We start from the raw sequence: 22,303 nt of genomic DNA on the forward strand, positions 1-22,303 counted from the left end.
TCAGCGCCATGGTGCGTGGGCGCATCGCTTGGCGGACGCGCTCCGCGCCATGGTGCGTGGGCGGGTATTGCCGCGCCGCGTCTTCGAGGTCCGGACGGGACGGCGGGGGCATGGGTGGATGTGAAGGGTTCGTACGAGATCGCCGTCGGACGCCCGATCGCCGACCACCGGCTCACCGCGCCGATTAACGTCTGATCCGGGACAGTCCCCGCACACCGGGGACAAAGACCCCCACGAGCAGCCCCGGTCCGGGACCTGACCCCTGGGCCGGGGCTCGCCCCGCGGCCCGGCATCCGGCCCTACGGGTGAAGACCCCGGGTCACGGCCCCTCCGCCGTGATCCTCCGGTACGCGATCTCCGCCAGCCGCGCCTGGCCGTCCTTGCTGGGGTGGAACCAGTCCCAGTGGCTGAGCTGGTCCGTGCCGAAGCGGAAGTCGTACACCGCGTCGCCGTCGAAGCGGCAGCGGCGGTCCCTGGCACAGACGTCCCGCAGCACCTTGTTGTACTCCACCACCCGCCGCTGCACGCTGTCCCGGCGCAGCATCGCCGCGCTGGTCACATCGTCCGCGTCGCGCAGCATCGACGGGCAGATGCCCAGCTTCCACACCTGCTTGCCCAGCATGTTCGTCCGGCCCTCGGACCACAGCCGCTTCAGGTTCGGCACGCTCGACACGTACACCTGCGTCCTCGGCAGCGTCGAGCGCAGGGTGGCCAGCGCCTCCTCGAAGTCCGCGCGGAAGTCGGCCACCGAGGTCATCGCCGACGCCGAGGACCGGCAGGCGTCGTTGCCGCCCACCATCACCGTCACCAGTTCCGGAGCGCGGGAGGCGGCCTGCTCCATCTGCTCCGGCAGATCGGCCATCCGGGCGCCGGTCTCCGCGTAGTTCCAGCTGTGCTCCGCCGCGCCCGCCACGCCCAGCAGCCGCACCGCCAGGCTCTTCACCCGGGCGTCGCTGCCCGTCGCCCACGACGCCTCCGGGCAGTCCGACAGCACCGTGCACGTGTCGAAGCCGCGCGTGATGGAGTCACCCACCGCCGCGATCGAGTCGGGGCTGCGGTCCCACACCGGAGGGCGGACCGCGTGCCCCTCGGTGCCCTCCGGCCGCGACGCGCCCCCGTCCCCGCCGTCACAGCCGGCGGCCCCCAGCACCACGGCCGCCACGACGGCGAGACCGGCTCGCACACGGTGGCTTCGCTTCCGCATCCCTGCTGTTCCCCTCGATCGACGCTCCGGCACTCCCTCACCTCACAACGTGCGAGGGTTCCCGGCCGGCCCTCCCGGGAACGGCGCACCCCCGTACAAGCGTCCCCCCGGGTGAATGGCGGAGGTTTCCTGGCACCTGGACCGACGGTACGTCACACTCCTTGCCCTGCCGCAGGGTAGCCTCGCCATCAACGCGGCCGTCGTGCCACTGCCGCCCAGCCAGTCCGCAAGATGTCCCGCTCTGCCCGGAGGTTCCGGTGACGACACGTGGAGTTCTGTACGTGCACTCCGCGCCGCGCGCGCTGTGCCCGCATGTCGAGTGGGCCGTCGCCGGGGTGCTCGGCACGCGCGTCAGCCTCGACTGGATCCGGCAGCCCGCGGCCCCCGGCACGTGGCGCTCGGAGTTCTCCTGGCAGGGCGAGGCCGGTACCGCCTCCAAGCTGGCCTCCGCGCTGCGCGGCTGGCACCTGCTGCGCTTCGAGGTCACCGCCGAGCCCTGCCCGGCCGCCGAGGGCGAGCGCTACAGCTGCACCCCCGACCTCGGCATCTTCCACGCCGTCACCGGCATCCACGGCGACATCCTGATCCCCGAGGACCGCCTGCGCGCGGCGCTGACCCGCTCCCAGCGGGGCGAGACGGACCTGGAGGCGGAGATCGCCAAGCTCCTGGGCAAGCCCTGGGACGACGAACTGGAGCCGTTCCGCTACGCCGGCGAAGGCGCCCCGGTGCGCTGGCTCCACCAGGTGGTCTGACGCCCCGGCCCCCGGCACCCGACGGCTCCCGCGGCGAACAGACCGACGGTCGCGAACAGCCCCCGGCATCGGGCAGACCGACGGCCGCTGACAGCCCCCGGCGGCGAACAGACCGACGGCCGCGCACAGCCCCGGCACCGGACAGACCCCCCCGACGGCGACGGCCCGGTCTCCACTCGTGGAGACCGGGCCGTCGGAGCGTCACCGCACTCAGACGGTCCTGAACGCCAGCACCACGTTGTGGCCGCCGAACCCGAACGAGTCGTTCAGCGCGGCGATCCGGCCCTCGACCGGCAGCTTGCGGGCCTCGCCGCGGACGACGTCCGCGTTGGCCTCCGCCTCGGGGTCGATGTTCTCGACGTTGATCGTCGGCGGCGCCACCCGGTTGTACAGCGCGAGCACGGTCGCGACCGACTCCACGCCGCCCGCGCCACCGAGCAGGTGACCGGTCATCGACTTGGTGGCGGACACGGCCATGTGGTCCGCGTCGTCGCCGAACACCTTCCGCAGCGCCTTCAGCTCCGCGATGTCACCGGCCGGCGTCGAGGTGGCGTGCGCGTTGACGTGCACGATCTCGGCCGGCACCAGGTCGGTGTTGTCCAGCAGGTTCTGCAGCGCGTGCGAGATGCCGCGGCCCTCGGGCTCCGGCTGCACGATGTCGTGGCCGTCGGCGGAGATGCCCTGCCCGACGGCTTCCGCGTAGACACGCGCGCCGCGCCGCTCGGCGTGCTCGGCGGACTCCAGGACGAGCACACCGGCGCCCTCGCCGAGGACGAAACCGTCCCGGTCGACGTCGTAGGGACGCGACGCGCCTTGCGGGTTCTCGTTGTTCTTGGACATCGCCATCATGTTGCCGAACGCGGCGATCGGCAGCGGGTGGATGGCCGCCTCCGTGCCGCCGGCGACGACGACGTCGGCGCGGCCGGTGCGGATCATCTCGATGGCGTAGCCGATCGCCTCGGCACCCGAGGCACACGCGGAGACCGGCGTGTGCACGCCCGCGCGGGCGCCCACGAGCAGGCCCACGTTGGCCGACGGGCCGTTGGGCATCAGCATGGGGACGGTGTGCGGGGAGACGCGGCGGACGCCCTTCTCCTTGAGCACGTCGTACTGGTCGAGCAGCGTGGTCACGCCGCCGATGCCGGAGGCGATGACGGCACCCAGCCGGTCCGGGTCGACGCTCGTGTCCTCGCCGGCCTTGCCGGTGAAGCCCGCGTCCTTCCAGGCCTCCTGAGCGGCGATCAGGGCGAACTGCGCCGAACGGTCCAGCCTGCGGGCCTGCGGCCGCGGGATGACCTCGGTGGGCTCCACGGCGACCGGGGCCGCGATACGGACGGCCTGCTCGGCCGCCCACTCCTGCTCCAGGGGCTTGACACCGGACGTGCCGGCGATCAGGCCCTCCCAGGTCGAGGCTGCGTCGCCACCCAGCGGTGTGGTTGCGCCGATACCGGTGACGACCACGGTGCGATTGGTCGGGCTCACGGGAATTCTTTCTCCAACGGATACGGGAGGACTACCCCCGCGTACGCGGGGATTACGGCGCCACCGCCGGGTGGCGGGGCCTTGCAGCGTGCAGCCTGCGGCCTAGGGACCGGATCAGACCTGGTGCTTGAGGATGTAGTCGGTCGCGTCGCCGACGGTCTTGAGGTTCTTGACGTCCTCGTCCGGGATCTTCACGTCGAAGCGCTCTTCAGCGGCGACGACGACCTCGACCATGGACAGCGAGTCGACGTCCAGGTCGTCGGTGAAGGACTTGTCCAGCTGGACGTCCTCGGTGGGGATCCCGGCGATCTCGTTCACGATCTCGGCGAGACCGGCGACGATCTCTTCCTGAGTGGCGGCCATGTCAGGCGCTCCTTCTTAGATATCCAGACGGGTTTGTGGCATTTGTCTCCGCTCCGGATCGCATGATCCGGCACGGAGTGCCTAGGGGAGGGTAACGACCGTGGCGGCGTAGACGAGACCCGCCCCGAATCCGATGACGAGCGCGGTGTCGCCGCTCTTCGCCTCCCCGGTCGCCAGGAGCCGCTCCATCGCGAGCGGGATCGAGGCGGCCGAGGTGTTGCCGGTGGTGCGGATGTCACGGGCGACCGTGACGTGCTCCGGCAGCTTCAGTGTCTTCACCATCGAGTCGATGATCCGCACATTGGCCTGGTGCGGGATGAAGACGTCCAGGTCGTCCGGGGTGATTCCGGCCGCGTCCAGCGCCTGCTGGGCGACCTTCGCCATCTCGAACACGGCCCAGCGGAACACCGCCTGGCCCTCCTGCGTGATCGCAGGGAACTTGATGTTGCCGTCGCTGTCCAGGGGCAGGTTGGTGACGTCACCGACGTGAAAACGGTCCCAGGGGACGGTCTGCTTGATCGTCTCGGACTTGTCGCCCTCGGAGCCCCACACGGTCGGGCCGATCGCGGGCTCCTTGGAGGGGCCGACCACGACCGCGCCGGCGCCGTCACCGAACAGGAACGCGGTGGCCCGGTCCTCCAGGTCGGTCAGGTCGCTCAGCCGCTCCACGCCGATGACGAGCACGTACTCGGCGGAACCTTCCACCACCATGCCCTTGGCGAGGGTGAGGCCGTAGCCGAAGCCCGCGCAGCCGGCCGAGATGTCGAAGGCGGCGGCCTTGGCGGTGCCCAGCTTGTCGGCGATCTCCGTGGCGACGGCCGGGGTCTGGCTGAAGTGCGAGACGGTCGAGACGACCACGGCGCCGATCTGCTCGGCGGCGATGCCGGCGTCCGCGATCGCCTTGCCGGCGGCCTCGATCGACATCGCGGCCACGGTCTCCTCGGGACCCGCCCAGTGCCGGGTCTCGATGCCGGAGCGCGAGCGGATCCACTCGTCGGAAGAGTCGATCTTCTCGAGGATCACCTCGTTCGGCACGACCCGCGTCGGCCGGTAACCGCCGACGCCGAGGATGCGCGCGTACGGGGCGCCCTTGCTGGGCTTGATCTTCGACATGCTCTCGGGCTCCTTGTCAGGCGCCCGCCGCGTCGGCGGCAGGCGTTGACGCCTCTGCGATGAGCTCGCGGGCAGCGTCGAGGTCGGCGGGGGTCTTCAGAGCGAGGGTCCTGACCCCGGGCAGCGCCCGCTTGGCCAGGCCGGTCAGGGTGCCTCCCGGGCACACCTCGACGAGGGCGGTGACGCCCAGCTGCCGGAAGGTCTCCATGCACAGGTCCCAGCGGACCGGGTTGGCGACCTGGCCGACCAGGCGCTGGAGCACCTCGGCGCCGGACGCGACGGCCCGGCCGTCCTTGTTGGACACGTAGGTGACCGCGGGGTCGGCCGGCGACAGTTCCGCCGCGGCCTTCGCCAGCGTCTCGACCGCGGGAGCCATGTGCGGGGTGTGGAAGGCGCCGGCGACCTTCAGCGCGACGACCTTGCGGACGCCCTCCGGCTTGTCCTCGTCCAGCGCGGCCAGCTGCGCCAGCGTGCCCGCGGCGACGATCTGGCCCGCGCCGTTGATGTTCGCCGGGGTCAGGCCCAGCTTCTCCAGGTGCGGGACGGTCACCTCGGGGGTGCCGCCGAGCAGCGCCGCCATGCCGGTCTCGGTGACCGCGGCGGCGTCGGCCATCGCCAGACCCCGCTTGCGCACGAGGCCCAGGGCGGCCGTCTCGTCCAGGACACCGGCGAAGGCGGCGGCGGTGATCTCGCCGACGCTGTGACCCGCGACCGCGCCGGGCGCGATCCCGGACATGTCACCGAGTGCCGCGGCGGACAGCAGGCCGGCGGCGACCAGCAGCGGCTGGGCCACGGCCGTGTCACGGATGGCGTCGGCGTCGGCCTGGGTGCCGTAGTGGACCAGGTCCAGTCCGATGGCGTCCGACCACGCGGCGACACGGTCCGCGGCACCGGGCAGTTCGAGCCAGGGAGTCAGGAAGCCGGGCGTCTGGGCGCCCTGGCCGGGAGCGACGAGTACGAGCACTCTCACACTCTCTCTTGGGTACGGGCACGGCCGCCCGTGGGGACAGGGACGAAGAACGGGAAGGGCTTTTGTGGGCCCCCGACAAAACCCTATGCCGGGGCGTCAGCGTCGGCCAGGCGCCCCAGGATGAGGGCGATCCGCAGTGTGAAGGCGGATCGTACATCCGATGGCGACCATCCGGTGACGTCAGTCACACGTCGGAGCCGGTAGCGCACGGTGTTCGGGTGAACGAAGAGCATCCTCGCCGCGCCTTCGAGGCTGCTCGCCTGCTCCAGGTAGACACTCAGGGTTTCCAGGAGCGCGGAGCCCGCCTCCTCCAGTGGTCTGTAGATCTCCTCCACCAGCTGCTCCCGGGCGCTCGGATCACCCGCCATGGCCCGCTCCGGCAGCAGATCGTCCGCCAGCACCGGCCGCGGCGCGTCCTGCCAGGCCGAACACGCCTTCAGCCCCGCCGCGGCGGCCTGCGCGGACCGGGTGGCGGCCAGCAGATCGGGTACGACGGGTCCGGCGACGACCGGCCCGGCGGCGAACGGACCGATCAGCGACCTGGCGACGGCGAGCGGGTTGTCGCTGCCGCCCGCGATGACGACGAGCCGGTCCCCGAGCACCCCCGTCAGCACCTGGAGCTTGGCGTGCCGGGAGGCCCGGCGGATGGCCTCGACGGTCAGCTCGCTGTCCCCGTCGGGCGCGGTCCCGAGCACGACACAGACATGCTCGGGCGAGTTCCAGCCGAGCGCCGCCGCCCGGCTCACCGCCCCCTCGTCGGCCTCCCCGCTGAGCACCGCGTTCACCACCAGCGACTCCAGCCGCGCGTCCCAGGCACCCCGTGCCTCGGCGGCCTGCGCGTACACCTGGGCCGTGGCGAAGGCGATCTCCCGGGCGTACACCAGCAGCGCCTCGCGCAGCACGCTCTCGTCCCCGGGGGCCGCCACCTCGTCGATGGCGGACTCCATGACCTCGATCGTGGTGCGCACCATCTCCACGGTCTGCCGCAGCGTGATGGCCCGGGTCAGCTCACGCGGCGCCGTCCCGAAGACGTCCGTGGAGATCGCCTGGGGCGCGTCCGGGCGCCGGAACCACTCGGTGAAGGCCGCGATTCCCGCCTGGGCGACCAGACCGATCCAGGAACGGTTCTCCGGTGGCATGGCCCGGTACCACGGCAGGGTCTCGTCCATGCGCGCGATGGCCTGCGCGGCGAGACTGCCGGAGGACTTCTCCAGCCGCTTCAGCGTCGCGGAGTGCTGGTGGACGGCGCGGGCCGCGGGATCTCCGCTGTGGGATTCGGGTTCGGGCACGGGGACAAGACTGCCTTATCCGGACGCCGGGGTGCGCTGCGGGTCATGGTGGGCACCGTTCCGGCGGCTACCGTGGTGCTCGTGATGGACGTACGGCGCGCCGGTGAGCGCTACCCCGGAGGGGACCCGGAGGCCGGGATCGACACCCGCCACGCCTTCTCCTTCGGCCCGCACTACGACCCGGACAACCTCCGCTTCGGCGCGGTGATCGCGTGCAACGAGGAGCGGCTGGCCCCCGGCGCCGGTTTCGGCGAACACCCGCACAGCCACACCGAGATCGTCACCTGGGTGGTCGAGGGAGAGCTGACCCACCGCGACTCCGCCGGCCACGAGAGCCGGGTGCGCCCCGGGGACGTCCAGCACCTCAGCGCGGCGGCCGGCGTGCGGCACGTGGAACGCAACGACGGCGCGGAGCCGCTGACCTTCGTCCAGATGTGGCTGAGCCCGCGCGAGCCGGGCGGTGCCCCCGCGTACACCCTCGTCACCGGCGTCGCCGACTCCACCCCCTACGCGGTCCCGGCCGCCGGAGCCGTACTGCACGCGCACCGCCTCGCGGCGGGGGAGGGGACGGCGGTACCGGACGCGGCGTACCTGTACGCGCACGTGGTGCGGGGGCGGGTCCGGCTGGCGGGGGAGGAACTGGGCCCCGGCGACTCGGCACGGATCACCGGGGCGCGGGACACGGAGGCGGTCGGTGTGACGGCGGCGGAACTGCTGCTGTGGGAGATGGCGGAGTCCTAGCCGGGCGCCGCCCGGGGTCCGCGCCCCGGGCGGGGGCCCCTGGGGGAGCGGCCCCGGTCCCGGCCGCGTGGGCCCGTCCGCGCCGTGGGGCAGTCAGCCGCGCAGCTCCGTCAGCACGGCGTCGGTGAACACCGGCCACGCCTCGGCCGCCCAGGGCCCGAACGCGCGGTCCGTCAGGGCGACCGCGGCCACCCCGGCGTCCGGGTCGGCCCACAGGAACGTACCGGACTGCCCGAAGTGCCCGAAGGTGCGCGGCGACGACGAACCACCGGTCCAGTGCGGGGACTTGCCGTCGCGGATCTCGAAGCCCAGTCCCCAGTCGTTCGGGTTCTGGTGGCCGAAGCCGGGCAGCACGCCCTTCGTCCCGGGGTACTGCACGGTCATCGCCGCCGCCACCGTCCGCGGGTCCAGCAGCCTCGGCGCCTGCACCTCCGCCGCGAACCGCAGCAGGTCGCCGACCGTCGACACCCCGTCCTTCGCCGGCGAGCCCTCCAGCGACGTCGCCGTCATCCCCAGCGGCTCCAGCACGGCCTGCCGCAGGTACTCCCCGAACGCGAATCCCGTCGCCTTGGCGATGTGGTCCCCGAGCTGTTCGAACCCGGCGTTGGAGTACAGCCGCCGTTCCCCGGGCGCAGCCGTCACCCGGTGCTCGTCGAAGGCCAGCCCGGAGGTGTGCGCGAGCAGATGACGGACCGTCGCCCCGGGCGGACCGGCCGGCTCGTCCAGCTCGATCGCACCCTCCTCGTACGCCACGAGTGCCGCGTAGGCCGCCAGCGGCTTGGTGACGGAGGCGAGCGGAAAACGGTGCGCCACGGGACCGTGCGTCCCGAGGACGGTCCCGTCGGCTCGTACGACACCCGCCGCGGCGGTGGGCACGGGCCAGTTCTCGATCAGCGTCAGGCTCTGCAACGACATGTCCCCGAGCCTATGCGGCTCACAGCAGCAGCCGCATCGACGGGTCCGGATCCCGCGTGAAGCCCAGGGCGGCGTACAGCGGCTCGGCCTCCGGCGATGCGTTGAGCAGCACGTGTCCGGCGCCCCGGGCCCGGAACCAGGCCAGCAGTTCCTCCATGCACGCGCGCGCGTACCCGCGGCGCCGGGCGCCCGGGTCGGTCGCCACACTGAAGACGTACCCGACCCGCCCCAGCGGATTGCCGGCCCTGCCGATGCGGTACTCCACCGTCCCCGCCACCAGCGCGGCCAGCTCCCCGGGCCGGCCGGGGCTGTCCACGACGAACGCGGCGAACTCCCCGTCCTCCCCGGCCAGCCGCTCCTGCAGCACCGGCAGCGACTGCGTGTGCCAGTCGGACGGCCCGGAACCCGGCGCGCTCCGCAGGGAGTCGATCATCACCTGACGCAGCCGCAGCACTTCGGCGGCGTCCTCGGGCCGGGCCCGGCGCACAAGACTCATGGGTGGCACGCTAGTCACCCACCCCGGACGGGGTCCTGTGGATTTCTTACCGGGGCCGCTTGCTTGGAGTGCACTCCAAGGTCATAGCGTGGGGGCATGACGGTGATGCAGACCACGCCAGCGGCCGCCGGGCAAGCCAGTCCCGCCGACATCTGCTCCGCCCCGCCCCGGCGCCACCCCCGCCCCGACGGCCAGGACCGCTACACGATCAGCGAGGTCGTGGCGTTCACCGGTCTCACCGCGCACACCCTGCGCTGGTACGAGCGGATCGGCCTGATGCCGCACGTCGACCGTTCGCACACCGGCCAGCGGCGCTACAGCAACCGCGACCTGGACTGGCTGGACTTCGTGACCAAGCTCCGGCTGACCGGCATGCCGGTGGCGGACATGGTCCGGTACGCGGAACTGGTCCGGGCGGGCGAGAACACCTACGGGGAACGGCGGGCCCTGCTGGAGTCGACCCGCCGGGACGTGCTGACCCGGATCGCCGAACTGCGGGACACGCTCGCCGTACTCGACCGCAAGATCAGTTTTTACGCCACGGAGGGGACCACACGATGACCGACGCCCGGATTCCGACGGCACGGCTCGGTGAGCAGGGGCCGGAGGTGGGGGTACAGGGGCTCGGCTGCATGGGCATGAGTTTCGCGTACGGCCCCACCGACGCGGAGCAGGCACGGGTGGCACTGGAGCGGGCGCTGGAACTCGGCGTCACGCTCTACGACACCGCCGACGCCTACGGCGCCGGGGAGAACGAGCGGTTCCTGTCCCCGTTCTTCCGGGCCCACCGGGACGAGGTGGTCATCGCCACCAAGTTCGCGCTGTCGATCCCGCCGGACGAGCCGACGAAGCGCATCATCCGCAACGACCCGCCGTACATCCGCGAGGCCGTCGAGGCCAGCCTGAGGCGGCTCGGCGTCGACGTGATCGACCTCTACTACATGCACCGCCGTGACGTGAACGTCCCGATCGAGGAGAGCGTCGGGACGATGGCGGACCTGGTCCGCGAGGGCAAGGTGAAGCACCTCGGCCTGAGCGAGGTCACCGCCGACGAGCTGCGTGCCGCGCACGCCGTGCACCCGATCGCGGCCGTGCAGTCGGAGTGGTCGCTGTTCAGCCGCGACATCGAGGCCCACGTCGTCCCGGCCGTGCGTGACCTGGGCGTCGCCCTCGTGCCGTACTCGCCGCTCGGCCGCGGCTTCCTCACCGGCGCGTTCACCGACGCCGAGAAGGACCTCACGGCCGACGACGTCCGCCGCGGGCACCCCCGCTTCACCGGTGGCAACGCGTCCGCCAACGCGGCACTGCTGGAGCCGGTCCGCGCGATCGCCGAGGCCCACGGCGTCACCCCCGGCCAGGTCGCCCTGGCCTGGGTGCAGCAGCGGGCGGCGGCCGACGGCCTGACCGTGGTACCGATCCCGGGCACCCGCAAGCCGGGCCGGGTGGAGGAGAACGTCGCCGCGACCGCCCTCTCGCTGACCGGTGAGGAACTGGCCCGGCTGGAGCCGATCGCCGCCAAGGTGGCGGGCACCCGCTACCCGGACATGACGTTCGCCTCCGCGGGACGCGAATAGCCGGAACGGCCGGGAACGGGACCGGCCGGGGGCCGGCAACGCGACCGGCCCGAGGGGAGCGGCGGAGAGCGGGAGAGCAGGAGGCCGGGCAGGGGCGCTACAGCTCGGCCAGCAGCTCGGCCTTCTTGCTGGAGAACTCCTCGTCGGTGACCAGCCCCGCCTGGTGCAGCTCTCCGAGATGCCGGATCCGCTCGGCGATGTCGGCCGGGTCACGTCGGGACGGTACCGGTACCGCCGGTACCGGTCCGCGGGCGCGTACGGCCGCCAGGACCGCGGCGGCGAACGGCAGCGACTCGTGCACCGGCCCGTACCCGAGCCCGAACACCACCGTCGCCGGATCCTGATCGGGCGGTACGGCGGCCGCACCGCCCGTCCGCCTGATCAACCGCAGATGCCCCTCGAAGACCTCCGGCGACCGCCACTCCAGCCCGCTCAGCTCGGTGACCGGGAAACTCTGGTCGCCCGCCTTCCACTTCGCCGACGACGCCCCCGTCCAGGACCAGCGGAACTGCACGGACCTTCCGTCGAAGGACGCCTTCGCGTCGTACCCCTTGAAGTGCAGCGGTGCCTCGGGCGGTGCCACCAGGTGCCGCTCGGCGGGGCCGGCGGCGGTCAGCAGCCCCGTCAGCTCCTCGGCGTAGTACTCGGCGAGCGTCTCCCGCTGCGCCGGCAGCACCAGCCGGTACGGGTCGGAGCCCTCCTTCAGCTGTCCGTCGGCCGCCTCCATCAGCGGATCGGCACCCGGGCGTGGCCGCAGGCGCAGGACGACCGTGCCGCGCTTGCCCGGGGCGAGGGTCACCCCCTCCACCGCGGACAGCGGGATCCGCCGTTCGCCGAGCGCCTGGAACAGCTTCGGTGTCCGGATCCCCCGTTCGTAACGGATGAGCACGGAGTCGGACTCGAACTCCCATACGGCATGAAAACCCGCCAGTACGTCACCCATGCGGCTCATCGTATGCGGCACGTCCTCCTCCGTCGCCACCCGCGCAGACCGCACTTCCTGCTGTTTCTACGCGCGTCCGGCCGTCGTCGCACCGGACAGACCGGACCGGCACGCATCGTCCTCCCGTGCGCACGTCACCTCGTCGTAGGCGCCCACGCCGATGTCGGCGAGGTTGCGCAGGCTGTCCGTGCCGGGCTGGAAGTAACCGCTGTGCCCCTGGGCGTCCCGGGCCGACAGCACCCGCGCACCGAACCCGGCGGACACCGGGTCGGCGCCGTGGCCGAGCCCGCCCAGCTCCAGGTAGGGCACGTCCTGCACCCAGTCGCTGGCGTCCCGCATGGCCCACACCCGGGCCGTCGTGCCCAGGTAGGAGGCCCTCGGGACGCGCATGCCGGGGCTCGCGGCCACCGCTATGTCGGTGACCCGGCGGGGCATGCCGCGTGCGGCGACCCCGCACAGCACCGAGCCGTAGCTGTGGCAGAACATCGACACCGGGGCCCGGCCGGGCAGGGCGCGCAGCAGCGCGTTCAGCCGTACGGCGCCCTCCCCGGCGCGCAGGCCGGTGGCCGCGTCCACACCGAGCCCCGCGGGGGCGGTGTAGTCGGCCCAGGCGATCACCGCCGTGCGGGTCCCGGGGCGCGCCGTGTGCTCGGCCTCGTGCAGCGCCTCGGCCATCCCGACCGGGGCGCTGTAGCGGCGGTGGGTCCGCTGGAAGGTGAGCAGGTCGGTGTCGACGCCGGGGACGATCACCGAGATCCGCTCGGCCGAGGTCAGGCTGCCGAACACCTCGGCGATCCGGCCCGAGCCCTCGGGGTCGAAGGAGAGGATCTGCCGGCCGGGGTCGAGCAGGGACTCGTAGCGGTGCATCCGCCGGCCCGCGTCCTGCCGGCCCGCCGTGCTCAGCCGGCTGTCGTACATGCGTGTGCGCTCGACCTTGCGGGCCTGCTCCAGCGCGATGTGGTTGGCCCGGTACCGCAGGGAGACCGGGGCGCCGTTCATGTTGCCCACCGCGAGCGGATAGCGGTGGGCGAGGCGGGCGCGGTCGTGCGGGGTGAGCGAGGCGAAGAACCGGCCGAGGCGCGCCGGGGCGGCCTCGGGGTCCGGCAGCCGGAGGCCGTGGATGCGGCCGTGCTCCCACTTCTCGAGCGAGGCCTGCAGCGCCGAGGACCCCCGGTGCGTGTGCAGGGCGGTCCAGCCGGTGGTCGCGAGCATCACGAACACCACGGCCAGCGCGAGCAGTGCGCGCCAGACGTTGAGTTGCGGGGAGGTGTCGAAGGAAGTCACTGGGAGGACACACTAGGAGAACGAGCCGGTCTCGGGGTAACCGAGTGACAGGGATCACGTTTCGGTGGACGGTGGGCACGGTGCCGGCGGTCCGGGGCGGGGCCGTGGCGCGAACCACGGCTCCCCGCACCCGCGATCCGCCCGACGGAGTGTCAACGTCCTCAGGGGGTGCGCCAGTTTCCCGTGAGCGCCGAACCCACCTGATCGAGGTACGCCGCGGTGAGCGTACGGAGCGACTCCGGGCCGAAGTCCTCGCTCGTGCACCAGTGTCGTTCGGTGACCCTTATCACCCCGCCGAACACGGCCACCGCCAGCCGGGGGCGCGGATCGGTGTCCACGTCGACACCCTCCCGCTCGGCCAGCACGCGCGCGAGCGTGTCCTCTGTCGCCGTCGACCGGCGCAGGTGCGCGGCGAGCAGGGCGGGCGTGGACTCGATGGTCCGGTACATGCGCAGGTGCAGCTCGACCGGTACGACCGACTCGACGGTCTCGCGGATCGAGTCCCAGCCCTCCAGGAACGCCTGCCGCAGCGCGCGCATCGGCGCCTCGTGCGGCGGACGCGCGCGTACGGCCGCGACGAACGCCGCCTCCGTCATCTCCTGCACCGCGAAGGCCGCGTCCTCCTTGCCCCCGAAGTAGCGGAAGAAGGTGCGCTGCGAGACGTCGACCGCCTCGGCGATCTCGTCGACCGTGGTCCGCTCGTACCCCTGTGTGGTGAACAGCTCCAGGGCGGCCCGCAGCAGTGCTTCCCGGGTACGCCGCTTCTTGCGCTCGCGCAGCGTCTCCACTGACTCCTTCTTCCCGTGCGGGTTCTTCCAGTTCAGCCTATGCGCCGCGAGCCTGTCAGTCAGTGACTGGTGAATCGGTTTGTCAGTTGTCAGTGGCTGTCACTAGCCTCGGAGTATGACTAGTCAGACCACCATCGACGCCACGGGGCCGGGGGACAAAGCGTCGACGGCCCCGTCGGAGCCGGCCCCGGCCGCGGGGTTGCGCGGCCATCCGTGGCTCACTCTGCTCACCGTCGCCGTAGGGGTCATGATGGTGGCCCTCGACGGCACCATCGTGGCGATCGCCAACCCGGCGATCGGCAGGGATCTGCACGCCAGCTGGGCCCAGCTGCAGTGGATCACCAACGCCTACTTCCTGGCCCTGGCGGTCTCCCTGATCACCGCGGGCAAGCTCGGTGACCGCTTCGGCCACCGGCAGACCTTCCTCATCGGTGTGACCGGCTTCGCCGCGGCCTCCGGCGCCATCGGCCTGTCGGACAGCATCGCCGCCGTCGTCACGTTCCGTGTGTTCCAGGGCCTGTTCGGCGCGCTGCTGATGCCGGCCGCGCTCGGCCTGCTGCGGGCGACCTTCCCGGCCGAGAAGCTCAACATGGCCATCGGTATCTGGGGCATGGTGATCGGCGCGTCCACCGCGGGCGGCCCGATCCTCGGCGGCGTCCTCGTCGAGCACGTCAACTGGCAGTCCGTGTTCTTCATCAACGTGCCGGTCGGCGCCCTCGCCCTCCTCATGGGCTCGCTGATCCTGCGCGACCACCGTGCCGAGAACGCGCCGCGCTCCTTCGACATCCTCGGCATCGCCCTGCTCTCGGGTGCGATGTTCTGCCTGGTCTGGGCGCTCATCAAGGCGCCGGCCTGGGGCTGGGGCGACGGCAAGACCTGGCTGTTCATCGTCGCCTCCGTGGTCGGCTTCGCCCTCTTCTCCTTCTGGGAGACCCGGGTGCGCGAGCCGTTGATCCCGCTCGCGCTGTTCCGCTCGGTACCGCTGTCCGCGGGTGTCGTCCTGATGGTCCTCATGGCCATCGCGTTCATGGGCGGACTGTTCTTCGTCACCTTCTACCTGCAGAACGTGCACGGCATGAGCCCGATCGACGCGGGACTGCACCTGCTGCCGCTGACCGGCATGATGATCGTCGGATCCCCGCTGGCCGGCGCGATGATCACCAAGCTCGGCCCGCGGATCCCGCTGGCGGGCGGCATGGCCGTCACCGCGATCGCCATGTACGGCATGTCCACGCTGGAGGAGAACACCGGCAGCGGTGTGATGTCCGTCTGGTTCGCCCTGCTCGGCCTCGGCCTCGCACCGGTCATGGTCGGCGCCACCGAGGTCATCGTCGGCAACGCCCCCATGGAGCTGTCCGGCGTGGCCGGCGGTCTGCAGCAGGCGGCGATGCAGATCGGCGGCAGTCTGGGCACGGCCGTCCTGGGCGCGGTGATGGCCTCCAAGGTCGACAGCACCCTCGCGGACAACTGGGCGGACGCCGGGCTGCCGAAGCTGCCCCCGCAGCAGCTGCACCAGGCGGCGGAAGCCGTCCAGCAGGGCGTCGCACCCGTCGCGGAGGGCACCCCGGCACCGGTCGCCGCGAGGATCGGCGAGGTGGCCCACCACACCTTCATCTCCGGGATGAGCCTGGCCTCCCTGGTGGCGGCGGGCGTGGCGGCGGTCGCCGTCCTGGTCGCACTGCTCACCAAGCGGGGCGCGAACGCGGACGCGGGTGCGGGCGTGGGCCACATCTGACGCCGCGTCCCCTGCCTTTCTCCGGCCCGGTTCCCCTATCAGGGTGACTCCGCCGAGGATTCCTGGCTCCCGGCACGCGCCGCAGGTCACAGTGGGTCAAGCCCTCCGCAGGACATGGGAGGGTCCCGGGCCGCGGCGCGCGCTGCCGGAGGGGGGCGGCGCGCGCAGGTCTGCCCGCGCGGAACCGGGGTACCCGCACTCCGAAGCCGAACTGTCCACCGGCCCCAGGGAGTTGATGATGGCAGGCTTCGGGAACGGAACGCGCGGGTACCCCCGGTCGCGTGGCCGCACGTGGCAACGATGGGGGTCCCCCCGCGTGAGCGAGGTCGAGCGTGGGGGAGGGCCGGACCGCGCGACGCTCGGGATCATCGGCGCCATCTGCGCGGTGGCGGGCTTCTTCGCACTGGGGATCGTTCTCGGTCCCGTCGCGATGTTCTGCGGCTGGCAGTCCATGGGCCGACGGTGGTCCGGTGACCGCGACGTCCCGGCCCTGGTGGCCCTGATCCTGGGCGCGATCGACACCCTGCTGGCCGTCATCGCCCTGGCGGGCGCGGCCACATGGGGCAACGGCCTGCTCTAGCCGACGGCTCCGCGCCCCCGGGCCGCTCCGGCGGGCGGCACCTCGCCGTCGCGCGGCAGGCGTCGGCCGGCAGCCGGGGCGTGGGGAGCCGGTCGCACGGTTTCCCGCGCCTCACCCGGGGGCTGCGCCAGCCGGGCCACCTCCGCCCGCAGCATCCGCACCTCCTCGGTCAGCGTGGCGATCGCCTCCGTCTGCCGCCGCTCCTCGACGTCGTCCTTCTCGAACCGCGAGATGAACCACGCGGCGATGTTGGCGGTCACGACACCGAGCAGGGCGATCCCCGACAGCATCAGCCCGACCGCGATCATCCGCCCGAGTCCGGTCGTCGGCGCGTGGTCCCCGTACCCCACGGTCGTCATCGTCGTGAACGACCACCACACCGCGTCACCCAGTGTCCGGATGTTCCCGCGCGGCGAGTCCCGTTCCACGGACAGCACCGCCAGCGAGCCGAACATCAGCAGCCCGATCACGGCCCCGACGACGTACGTGGTCAGCCGGATCTGCGGTGCCATCCGGGCCCGCCGGCCCACGAGCATCAGCGTGGACACCAGCCGCAGCAGCCTCAGCGGTTGCAGGAGCGGCAGCACCACCGCGCACAGGTCCGGCCAGTGCCGTCGCACGAACTCCCGGCGCCGGGGGGCGAGCGCCAGCCGGACCAGGTAGTCCAGGGCGAAGGCCCCCCACACCACCCACTCCACCGCCGTGCACGCGACGGTCAGGGAGCGGCCGGCGGAGGCGTCCACGATCGGCACCGCGTAGGCGACGGCGAAGGCTATCGCCAGCGCCAACAGCGGCCGTTCCGTGTGCTGTTCCCACCGCGCCTGCACCGACCGTCGTTCCATGAACACAATCGTAAAGAAAGAGTAAGCACTCCGAAGACCGAAGCCCGCCCCTCCAAGCACCACACACGTCTACGCCACACCGTGCGGCCACCCACGAACCGCCCCGCGGCTCCGGGCGCCCCGCAGGGCACGGGCGCCCGCGCGACCACCCACGGACCGCACGGACCGGACCGTGCTCGAGGTACCCCGCAGGGCACGGGTGACCGTGCGGCCGTCCACCGGTCACCGACCGGCCCACGGGTCCCCGCGCCCCGCAGGGGCGCGGGGAACTGCGCGACCGGCCCCCGCCGGCCCGCGGGTCCCCGCAACCCTTCCGTCGGCCGAGCCGGGCGCAGCGGCTACGCGTCGCCGCCCGCCGTGCCCGGATCCGCCGCCGTCACGTCCAGCAGCCGGTACCGGTCGATCGCCTGCTTCAGCACGGACCGGTCCACCTTGCCCTCACGGGCCAGCTCGGTCAGCACCGCGACCACGATCGACTCCGCGTCGATGTGGAAGAAGCGGCGGGCCGCGCCCCGGGTGTCCGCGAAGCCGAAGCCGTCCGCGCCCAGCGACTGGTACGTCCCCGGCACCCACCGCGCGATCTGGTCCGGAACCGATCGCATCCAGTCGGACACCGCCACGAACGGTCCCTCGGCCCCGCCGAGCTTGCGCGTCACGAACGGCACCCGCTGCTCCTCCTCCGGATGCAGCAGGTTGTGCTCCTCGCACTCCACGGCCTCGCGGCGCAGCTCGTTCCAGGAGGTGGCGGACCACACGTCCGCCCTGACGTTCCACTCCTCGCCGAGGCTCCGCTGTGCCTCGAGCGCCCACGGCACCGCCACGCCCGACGCCATGATCTGCGCCGGGATCGAGCCGCCGGTGCCCGCGCCGATCCGGTGGACACCCTTGACGATGCCCTCGACGTCCACGTCCGCCGGCTCGGCCGGGTGCTGGATGGGCTCGTTGTAGACGGTGAGGTAGTAGAAGACGTCCTCGCCGTGCGGGTGTTCGGGCGAGCTGCCGTACATGCGGCGCAGGCCGTCCTGGACGATGTGCGCGATCTCGTAGGCGTACGCGGGGTCGTAGGCGACGCACGCCGGGTTGGTGGACGCCAGCAGCTGCGAGTGGCCGTCCGCGTGCTGCAGGCCCTCGCCGGTCAGGGTCGTGCGGCCGGCGGTCGCGCCGAGGACGAAGCCGCGCGCCAGCTGGTCGGCCATCTGCCAGAACTGGTCGCCGGTGCGCTGGAAACCGAACATCGAGTAGAAGACGTAGACCGGGATCAGCGGCTCGCCGTGCGTGGCGTACGCCGAGCCCGCCGCGATCAGCGAGGCCGTGCAGCCCGCCTCGGAGATGCCGTCGTGCAGCATCTGGCCGGTCGGCGACTCCTTGTAGGCCAGCAGCAGCTCACGGTCCACCGACTCGTACTGCTGACCGAGCGGGTTGTAGATCTTCGCACTCGGGAAGAAGGAGTCCATGCCGAACGTGCGGTACTCGTCCGGCGCGATCAGCACGAACCGCTTGCCGATCTCCTTGTCCCGCATGAGGTCCTTGAGGAGGCGCACAAAGGCCATCGTCGTCGCGATGGACTGCTGGCCCGTGCCCTTCTTCACGGTCGCGTACGCCTTGTCGTCCGGCAGGGCGAGCGGCTCGGAGCGCACGACACGCGTGGGGACGTACCCGCCGAGCCCCTGGCGGCGGTCGTGCATGTACTGGATCTCCTCCGAGTCCCGGCCCGGGTGGAAGTACGGCGGCACGCCGGACTCCAGCTCCCGGTCGGAGATCGGCAGGTGCAGGCGGTCCCGGAAGCGCTTGAGGTCGTCGACCGTCAGCTTCTTCATCTGGTGGGTGGCGTTGCGGCCCTCGAAGTTCGGGCCGAGCGTCCAGCCCTTGATCGTCTTGGCCAGGATGACCGTCGGCTGGCCCTTGTGCTCCTTGGCCGCCTTGAACGCCGCGTAGATCTTGCGGTGGTCGTGACCGCCGCGGCCCAGGTGCAGGATCTGGTCGTCGGTCATGTTCTCGACCATGGCGCGCAGACGGTGGTCGCCACCGAAGAAGTGCTGCCGGATGTAGTCGCCGGACTCGGTGGCGTAGGTCTGGAACTGGCCGTCCGGGGTCGTGTTCATCTTGTTGACGAGGATGCCGTCCCGGTCCTGCGCGAGCAGCGGGTCCCAGGTGCGGTCCCAGATCAGCTTGATCACGTTCCAGCCGGCCCCCCGGAAGACCGACTCCAGCTCCTGGATCACCTTGCCGTTGCCGCGCACCGGGCCGTCCAGGCGCTGGAGGTTGCAGTTCACCACGAAGGTCAGGTTGTCCAGGCCCTCGCGGGCGGCCAGGGTGAGCTGGCCGAGCGACTCGGGCTCGTCCATCTCGCCGTCGCCGAGGAACGCCCAGACGTGCGACCTGGAGGTGTCGGCGATGCCGCGCGCCTCCATGTAGCGGTTCATCCGCGCCTGGTAGATCGCGCCCAGCGGGCCGAGGCCCATGGAGACCGTCGGGAACTCCCAGAAGTCCGGCATCGAGCGCGGGTGCGGGTAGCTGGACAGGCCGTCCGGGTACTTCGACTTCTCCTGGCGGAACCCGTCCAGCTGGTTCTCGGTGAGCCGGTCGAGCAGGTAGGCGCGCGCGTAGATGCCGGGGGAGGCGTGGCCCTGGAAGAAGACCTGGTCGCCGCCGTCGCCCTCGTCCTTGCCGCGGAAGAAGTGGTTGAAGCCGACGTCGTACAGCGAGGCGGAGGAGGCGAAGGTGGCGATGTGGCCGCCCACGCCGATGCCCGGTCGCTGGGCGCGCGAGACCATCACGGCCGCGTTCCAGCGGGTCGCGTTCAGGATCCGGCGCTCGATCTCCTCGTTGCCCGGGAAGAACGGCTCGCTCTTGGTGGGGATCGTGTTGACGTAGTCCGTGCTGCGCATCTCGGGTACGGACACGCGCCTCTCGCGGGCCCGCTCGATCAGGCGCAGCATGAGATAGCGGGCCCGCTCCCGGCCGCGCTCGTCCACGGCGGCGTCCAGGGAGTCGAGCCACTCCTGGGTCTCTTCGGGATCGAAGTCAGGAACCTGACTCGGAAGGCCGCCAATGATGATCGGATTGCGATCGGATCCGGAAGCCACGCTGTTCCTTACCTGTCAGAGGGCCATATTTTTTTCGCTGCCTACACCGTTCCCCATCGTGTACCTCGGGAAGGCGTACGTCATCTCCACTCTCGTCCCGGCCGGTGCCCCCACCGGTCAAAACGCAACGATACGCCCGGGGCGTGACGGGCATGGCAAAGTTGTTCGAGCGACGTAACACCGGATGATTCCGAACCGTGCAAAGCGGGCACATCGGTGTGATGTGAGTCGCGGGAAAGCACGATACGGTGCCAGAAGTTGCGGCGACACGGCCGGGATCGTCACCGTTTCGGCGGTCCCGACGGCCGGGTACTTGCGCGATCCGCCCCGCCCGTGTGGACTACGGCCAATGCTTCGCGCACGCGCGTGGCTGAGATATTCATCAAGACATGATCAGGAGGCAACCCGTGAGCGCGACCGCGGACCACGCGGAGGAGCGGACGAACCCTGCCGGCAGGCTGGGGTTCCAGCCCGGGCAGGTGGTCCAGGAGATCGGCTACGACGACGACGTCGATCAGGAGCTCCGTGAGGTCATCGAGGAAGCCATCGAGGGCGACCTCATGGACGAGGACTACGACGACGTGGCCGACGCCGTCGTGCTGTGGTTCCGTGATGACGACGGCGACCTGACGGATGCGCTGGTGGATGCCACCACGTACATCGAAGAGGGCGGCGCGATCCTGCTCCTGACGCCGAAGACCGGCCGTCCGGGCTATGTGGAGCCCAGCGACATCCAGGAGGCCGTCTCGACGGCCGGCCTGACGGCCTCGAAGAGCGTCAGCGTGGGCAAGGACTGGAGCGGCAGCCGGCTGGCGACGCCGAAGGCGGCCAAGTCCAAGAGGTGACCGCGGGACCGCGGTGACCGTCGCCGGGGGTGCGCCCCCGGACCCCCGTTCGGCCCGCGGCCTCGTCCTCGAACGCCGGACGGGCTGAGAACCTCAGCCCGTCCGGAAACCCCCGGTGACCGCTGCGTAGGGTGGAACCGAGCGTCGTGCTGCGCGCGCTCACCCGAACAGCCCACCGAAGGGATGCACGACGATGGCGATCCAGGTCGGAGACAAGGCGCCCGACTTCGAGCTCAAGGACAACCACGGCCGGACCGTGAGGCTCTCGGACTTCCGCGGCGACGAGAACGTGGTCCTGCTCTTCTACCCCTTCGCCTTCACCGGCGTCTGCACCGGTGAGCTGTGCGAGGTGCGCGACAACCTGCCGAAGTTCGCCGACCGGGGCACCCGGGTGCTCGCGGTGTCCAACGACTCCATCCACACCCTGCGCGTCTTCGCCGAGCAGGAGGGCCTGGAGTACCCGCTGCTCAGCGACTTCTGGCCGCACGGCAACGTCTCGCGCGCGTACGGCGTCTTCGACGAGGACAAGGGGTGCGCCGTCCGGGGCACCTTCATCATCGACAAGGAGGGCGTCGTGCGGTGGACCGTGGTCAACGGACTGCCGGACGCCCGCGACCTCGGTGACTACGTGAAGGCGCTCGACACCCTGTGATCCGGCCGCGGCCCGACACCCGGTGTCCGTCGGGTCCAGGGTCTGCGGGGTGCGGGAACCCGTCACTAGGATCGGCACGTTGATCCCATATCCGAAGCACGACGGGGCTCCACGGCCCCGGAACACCACATGGAGGACCCGTGGGAGTCAGCCTCAGCAAGGGCGGCAACGTATCGCTGACGAAGGAGGCCCCGGGCCTGACCGCCGTCATCGTCGGTCTGGGATGGGACGTGCGCACCACGACCGGCACGGACTTCGACCTCGACGCCAGCGCGCTGCTGCTGAACAGCACCGGCAAGGTCATCAGCGACCAGCACTTCGTCTTCTTCAACAACCTCAAGAGCCCCGACGGCTCGGTCGAGCACACCGGCGACAACATCACCGGTGAGGGCGAGGGCGACGACGAGCAGGTCAAGGTCGATCTGGCCGGCGTCCCGGCCGACGTCGACAAGATCGTGTTCCCGGTGTCGATCTACGACGCCGAGAACCGCCAGCAGTCCTTCGGCCAGGTGCGCAACGCCTTCATCCGCGTCGTCAACCAGGCCGACCAGAAGGAGATCGCCCGCTACGACCTGAGCGAGGACGCCTCCACCGAGACCGCCATGGTCTTCGGTGAGCTGTACCGCAACGGCGCGGAGTGGAAGTTCCG

At 71.5% G+C, this 22,303-nt stretch carries 22 protein-coding genes; 9 read left to right on the forward strand and 13 right to left on the reverse strand.

What is annotated here, in order from left to right:
* Window positions 1-319: 319 nt before the first annotated feature.
* Entirely contained in the window at window positions 320-1,204 is an 885-nt protein-coding gene (locus GT045_RS16385; RefSeq protein ID WP_161297011.1) for an SGNH/GDSL hydrolase family protein, read from the reverse strand.
* A gap of 257 nt (window positions 1,205-1,461) precedes the next feature.
* Between GT045_RS16385 and GT045_RS16390 the strand changes: the two genes are divergently transcribed.
* On the forward strand, window positions 1,462-1,956 hold the full coding sequence (locus tag GT045_RS16390; protein WP_161297008.1) for a DUF3145 domain-containing protein: 495 nt from the start codon (window positions 1,462-1,464) through the stop codon (window positions 1,954-1,956).
* 210 nt (window positions 1,957-2,166) lie between these two features.
* On the opposite strand, the gene GT045_RS16395 is transcribed toward GT045_RS16390, so the two are convergent.
* From GT045_RS16395 to GT045_RS16415, 5 genes are all read right to left on the reverse strand, one after another.
* Window positions 2,167-3,438, reverse strand: a complete 1,272-nt coding sequence (locus tag GT045_RS16395; RefSeq protein ID WP_161297006.1) for a beta-ketoacyl-[acyl-carrier-protein] synthase family protein — start codon at window positions 3,436-3,438, stop codon at window positions 2,167-2,169.
* A gap of 114 nt (window positions 3,439-3,552) precedes the next feature.
* Complete coding sequence (locus GT045_RS16400) at window positions 3,553-3,801, reverse strand: acyl carrier protein (RefSeq protein WP_161297004.1); 249 nt, start codon at window positions 3,799-3,801, stop codon at window positions 3,553-3,555.
* An 81-nt stretch (window positions 3,802-3,882) separates the two neighbouring features.
* The gene (locus tag GT045_RS16405) at window positions 3,883-4,914 is read right to left on the reverse strand and encodes a ketoacyl-ACP synthase III (protein WP_161297002.1); all 1,032 of its coding nucleotides are present in this window, start codon (window positions 4,912-4,914) and stop codon (window positions 3,883-3,885) included.
* A gap of 16 nt (window positions 4,915-4,930) precedes the next feature.
* Complete coding sequence (locus GT045_RS16410; RefSeq protein WP_161297000.1) at window positions 4,931-5,878, reverse strand: ACP S-malonyltransferase; 948 nt, start codon at window positions 5,876-5,878, stop codon at window positions 4,931-4,933.
* Window positions 5,879-5,967: 89 nt separating this feature from the next.
* Window positions 5,968-7,173 (reverse strand): helix-turn-helix domain-containing protein, encoded by a 1,206-nt coding sequence (locus tag GT045_RS16415; protein ID WP_161334608.1) that lies wholly within the window; start codon window positions 7,171-7,173, stop codon window positions 5,968-5,970.
* An 84-nt stretch (window positions 7,174-7,257) separates the two neighbouring features.
* Between GT045_RS16415 and GT045_RS16420 the strand changes: the two genes are divergently transcribed.
* Window positions 7,258-7,914, forward strand: a complete 657-nt coding sequence (locus GT045_RS16420; protein WP_161334623.1) for a pirin family protein — start codon at window positions 7,258-7,260, stop codon at window positions 7,912-7,914.
* A 93-nt stretch (window positions 7,915-8,007) separates the two neighbouring features.
* On the opposite strand, the gene GT045_RS16425 is transcribed toward GT045_RS16420, so the two are convergent.
* Together GT045_RS16425 and GT045_RS16430 are read right to left on the reverse strand one after the other, a co-directional pair.
* Complete coding sequence (locus GT045_RS16425) at window positions 8,008-8,829, reverse strand: serine hydrolase domain-containing protein (protein ID WP_161334609.1); 822 nt, start codon at window positions 8,827-8,829, stop codon at window positions 8,008-8,010.
* A gap of 19 nt (window positions 8,830-8,848) precedes the next feature.
* Window positions 8,849-9,325: an N-acetyltransferase gene (locus GT045_RS16430; protein ID WP_161334610.1), complete on the reverse strand. Its 477-nt coding sequence runs from the start codon at window positions 9,323-9,325 to the stop codon at window positions 8,849-8,851.
* A gap of 96 nt (window positions 9,326-9,421) precedes the next feature.
* Between GT045_RS16430 and GT045_RS16435 the strand changes: the two genes are divergently transcribed.
* Together GT045_RS16435 and GT045_RS16440 are read left to right on the forward strand one after the other, a co-directional pair.
* Window positions 9,422-9,886, forward strand: coding sequence for a MerR family transcriptional regulator (locus GT045_RS16435; protein ID WP_161291235.1), 465 nt, complete (start codon window positions 9,422-9,424; stop codon window positions 9,884-9,886).
* On the forward strand, window positions 9,883-10,899 hold the full coding sequence (locus GT045_RS16440; RefSeq protein ID WP_161334616.1) for an aldo/keto reductase: 1,017 nt from the start codon (window positions 9,883-9,885) through the stop codon (window positions 10,897-10,899). Before GT045_RS16435 ends, GT045_RS16440 begins: the two co-directional genes overlap by 4 nt.
* A 97-nt stretch (window positions 10,900-10,996) precedes the next feature.
* Here the strand turns inward: GT045_RS16440 and GT045_RS16445 are convergent, their stop codons facing one another.
* The 3 genes from GT045_RS16445 to GT045_RS16455 form a co-directional block, all read right to left on the reverse strand.
* A complete protein-coding gene (locus GT045_RS16445) occupies window positions 10,997-11,842 on the reverse strand; it encodes a DUF4429 domain-containing protein (protein ID WP_161334618.1) in 846 nt (281 codons plus the stop codon).
* Window positions 11,843-11,908: 66 nt separating this feature from the next.
* The gene (locus GT045_RS16450; protein WP_161291229.1) at window positions 11,909-13,126 is read right to left on the reverse strand and encodes an alpha/beta hydrolase; all 1,218 of its coding nucleotides are present in this window, start codon (window positions 13,124-13,126) and stop codon (window positions 11,909-11,911) included.
* Window positions 13,127-13,287: 161 nt separating this feature from the next.
* The gene (locus GT045_RS16455; RefSeq protein WP_161291227.1) at window positions 13,288-13,914 is read right to left on the reverse strand and encodes a TetR family transcriptional regulator; all 627 of its coding nucleotides are present in this window, start codon (window positions 13,912-13,914) and stop codon (window positions 13,288-13,290) included.
* A gap of 115 nt (window positions 13,915-14,029) precedes the next feature.
* Between GT045_RS16455 and GT045_RS16460 the strand changes: the two genes are divergently transcribed.
* Both GT045_RS16460 and GT045_RS16465 read left to right on the forward strand, forming a co-directional pair.
* Window positions 14,030-15,649, forward strand: a complete 1,620-nt coding sequence (locus GT045_RS16460) for an MFS transporter (protein WP_161291225.1) — start codon at window positions 14,030-14,032, stop codon at window positions 15,647-15,649.
* Between the two features lie 235 nt (window positions 15,650-15,884).
* Complete coding sequence (locus GT045_RS16465; protein ID WP_202515611.1) at window positions 15,885-16,229, forward strand: small hydrophobic protein; 345 nt, start codon at window positions 15,885-15,887, stop codon at window positions 16,227-16,229.
* Here the strand turns inward: GT045_RS16465 and GT045_RS16470 are convergent.
* Together GT045_RS16470 and aceE are read right to left on the reverse strand one after the other, a co-directional pair.
* Complete coding sequence (locus GT045_RS16470) at window positions 16,226-17,071, reverse strand: potassium channel family protein (protein ID WP_161291221.1); 846 nt, start codon at window positions 17,069-17,071, stop codon at window positions 16,226-16,228. The genes GT045_RS16465 and GT045_RS16470 overlap by 4 nt on opposite strands.
* A gap of 338 nt (window positions 17,072-17,409) precedes the next feature.
* Window positions 17,410-20,157, reverse strand: a complete 2,748-nt coding sequence (aceE, locus tag GT045_RS16475) for a pyruvate dehydrogenase (acetyl-transferring), homodimeric type (protein ID WP_161334620.1) — start codon at window positions 20,155-20,157, stop codon at window positions 17,410-17,412.
* A gap of 407 nt (window positions 20,158-20,564) precedes the next feature.
* Here aceE and GT045_RS16480 point away from each other — a divergent pair, with 407 nt between their 5' ends.
* The 3 genes from GT045_RS16480 to GT045_RS16490 form a co-directional block, all read left to right on the forward strand.
* Window positions 20,565-21,002, forward strand: a complete 438-nt coding sequence (locus GT045_RS16480; protein ID WP_161290337.1) for a DUF3052 domain-containing protein — start codon at window positions 20,565-20,567, stop codon at window positions 21,000-21,002.
* A gap of 193 nt (window positions 21,003-21,195) precedes the next feature.
* A complete protein-coding gene (locus GT045_RS16485; protein ID WP_161290339.1) occupies window positions 21,196-21,654 on the forward strand; it encodes a peroxiredoxin in 459 nt (152 codons plus the stop codon).
* 140 nt (window positions 21,655-21,794) lie between these two features.
* A partial coding sequence (locus GT045_RS16490) for a TerD family protein (RefSeq protein ID WP_161334621.1) occupies window positions 21,795-22,303 on the forward strand: 509 nt, incomplete at its 3' end.

It is taken from the genome of Streptomyces sp. SID486 (assembly GCF_009865385.1).
Taxonomy (GTDB): domain Bacteria; phylum Actinomycetota; class Actinomycetes; order Streptomycetales; family Streptomycetaceae; genus Streptomyces.

Coding starts and splice junctions, on each gene's coding strand:
- GT045_RS16385 (WP_161297011.1), bottom strand. CDS start 1,204: ATGCGGAAGCGAAGCCACCGTGTGCGAGCCGGTCTCGCCGTCGTGGCG.
- GT045_RS16400 (WP_161297004.1), bottom strand. CDS start 3,801: ATGGCCGCCACTCAGGAAGAGATCGTCGCCGGTCTCGCCGAGATCGTG.
- GT045_RS16405 (WP_161297002.1), bottom strand. CDS start 4,914: ATGTCGAAGATCAAGCCCAGCAAGGGCGCCCCGTACGCGCGCATCCTC.
- GT045_RS16420 (WP_161334623.1), top strand. CDS start 7,258: ATGGACGTACGGCGCGCCGGTGAGCGCTACCCCGGAGGGGACCCGGAG.
- GT045_RS16425 (WP_161334609.1), bottom strand. CDS start 8,829: ATGTCGTTGCAGAGCCTGACGCTGATCGAGAACTGGCCCGTGCCCACC.
- GT045_RS16430 (WP_161334610.1), bottom strand. CDS start 9,325: ATGAGTCTTGTGCGCCGGGCCCGGCCCGAGGACGCCGCCGAAGTGCTG.
- GT045_RS16435 (WP_161291235.1), top strand. CDS start 9,422: ATGACGGTGATGCAGACCACGCCAGCGGCCGCCGGGCAAGCCAGTCCC.
- GT045_RS16440 (WP_161334616.1), top strand. CDS start 9,883: ATGACCGACGCCCGGATTCCGACGGCACGGCTCGGTGAGCAGGGGCCG.
- GT045_RS16445 (WP_161334618.1), bottom strand. CDS start 11,842: ATGGGTGACGTACTGGCGGGTTTTCATGCCGTATGGGAGTTCGAGTCC.
- GT045_RS16460 (WP_161291225.1), top strand. CDS start 14,030: ATGACTAGTCAGACCACCATCGACGCCACGGGGCCGGGGGACAAAGCG.
- GT045_RS16465 (WP_202515611.1), top strand. CDS start 15,885: ATGATGGCAGGCTTCGGGAACGGAACGCGCGGGTACCCCCGGTCGCGT.
- GT045_RS16470 (WP_161291221.1), bottom strand. CDS start 17,071: ATGGAACGACGGTCGGTGCAGGCGCGGTGGGAACAGCACACGGAACGG.
- GT045_RS16485 (WP_161290339.1), top strand. CDS start 21,196: ATGGCGATCCAGGTCGGAGACAAGGCGCCCGACTTCGAGCTCAAGGAC.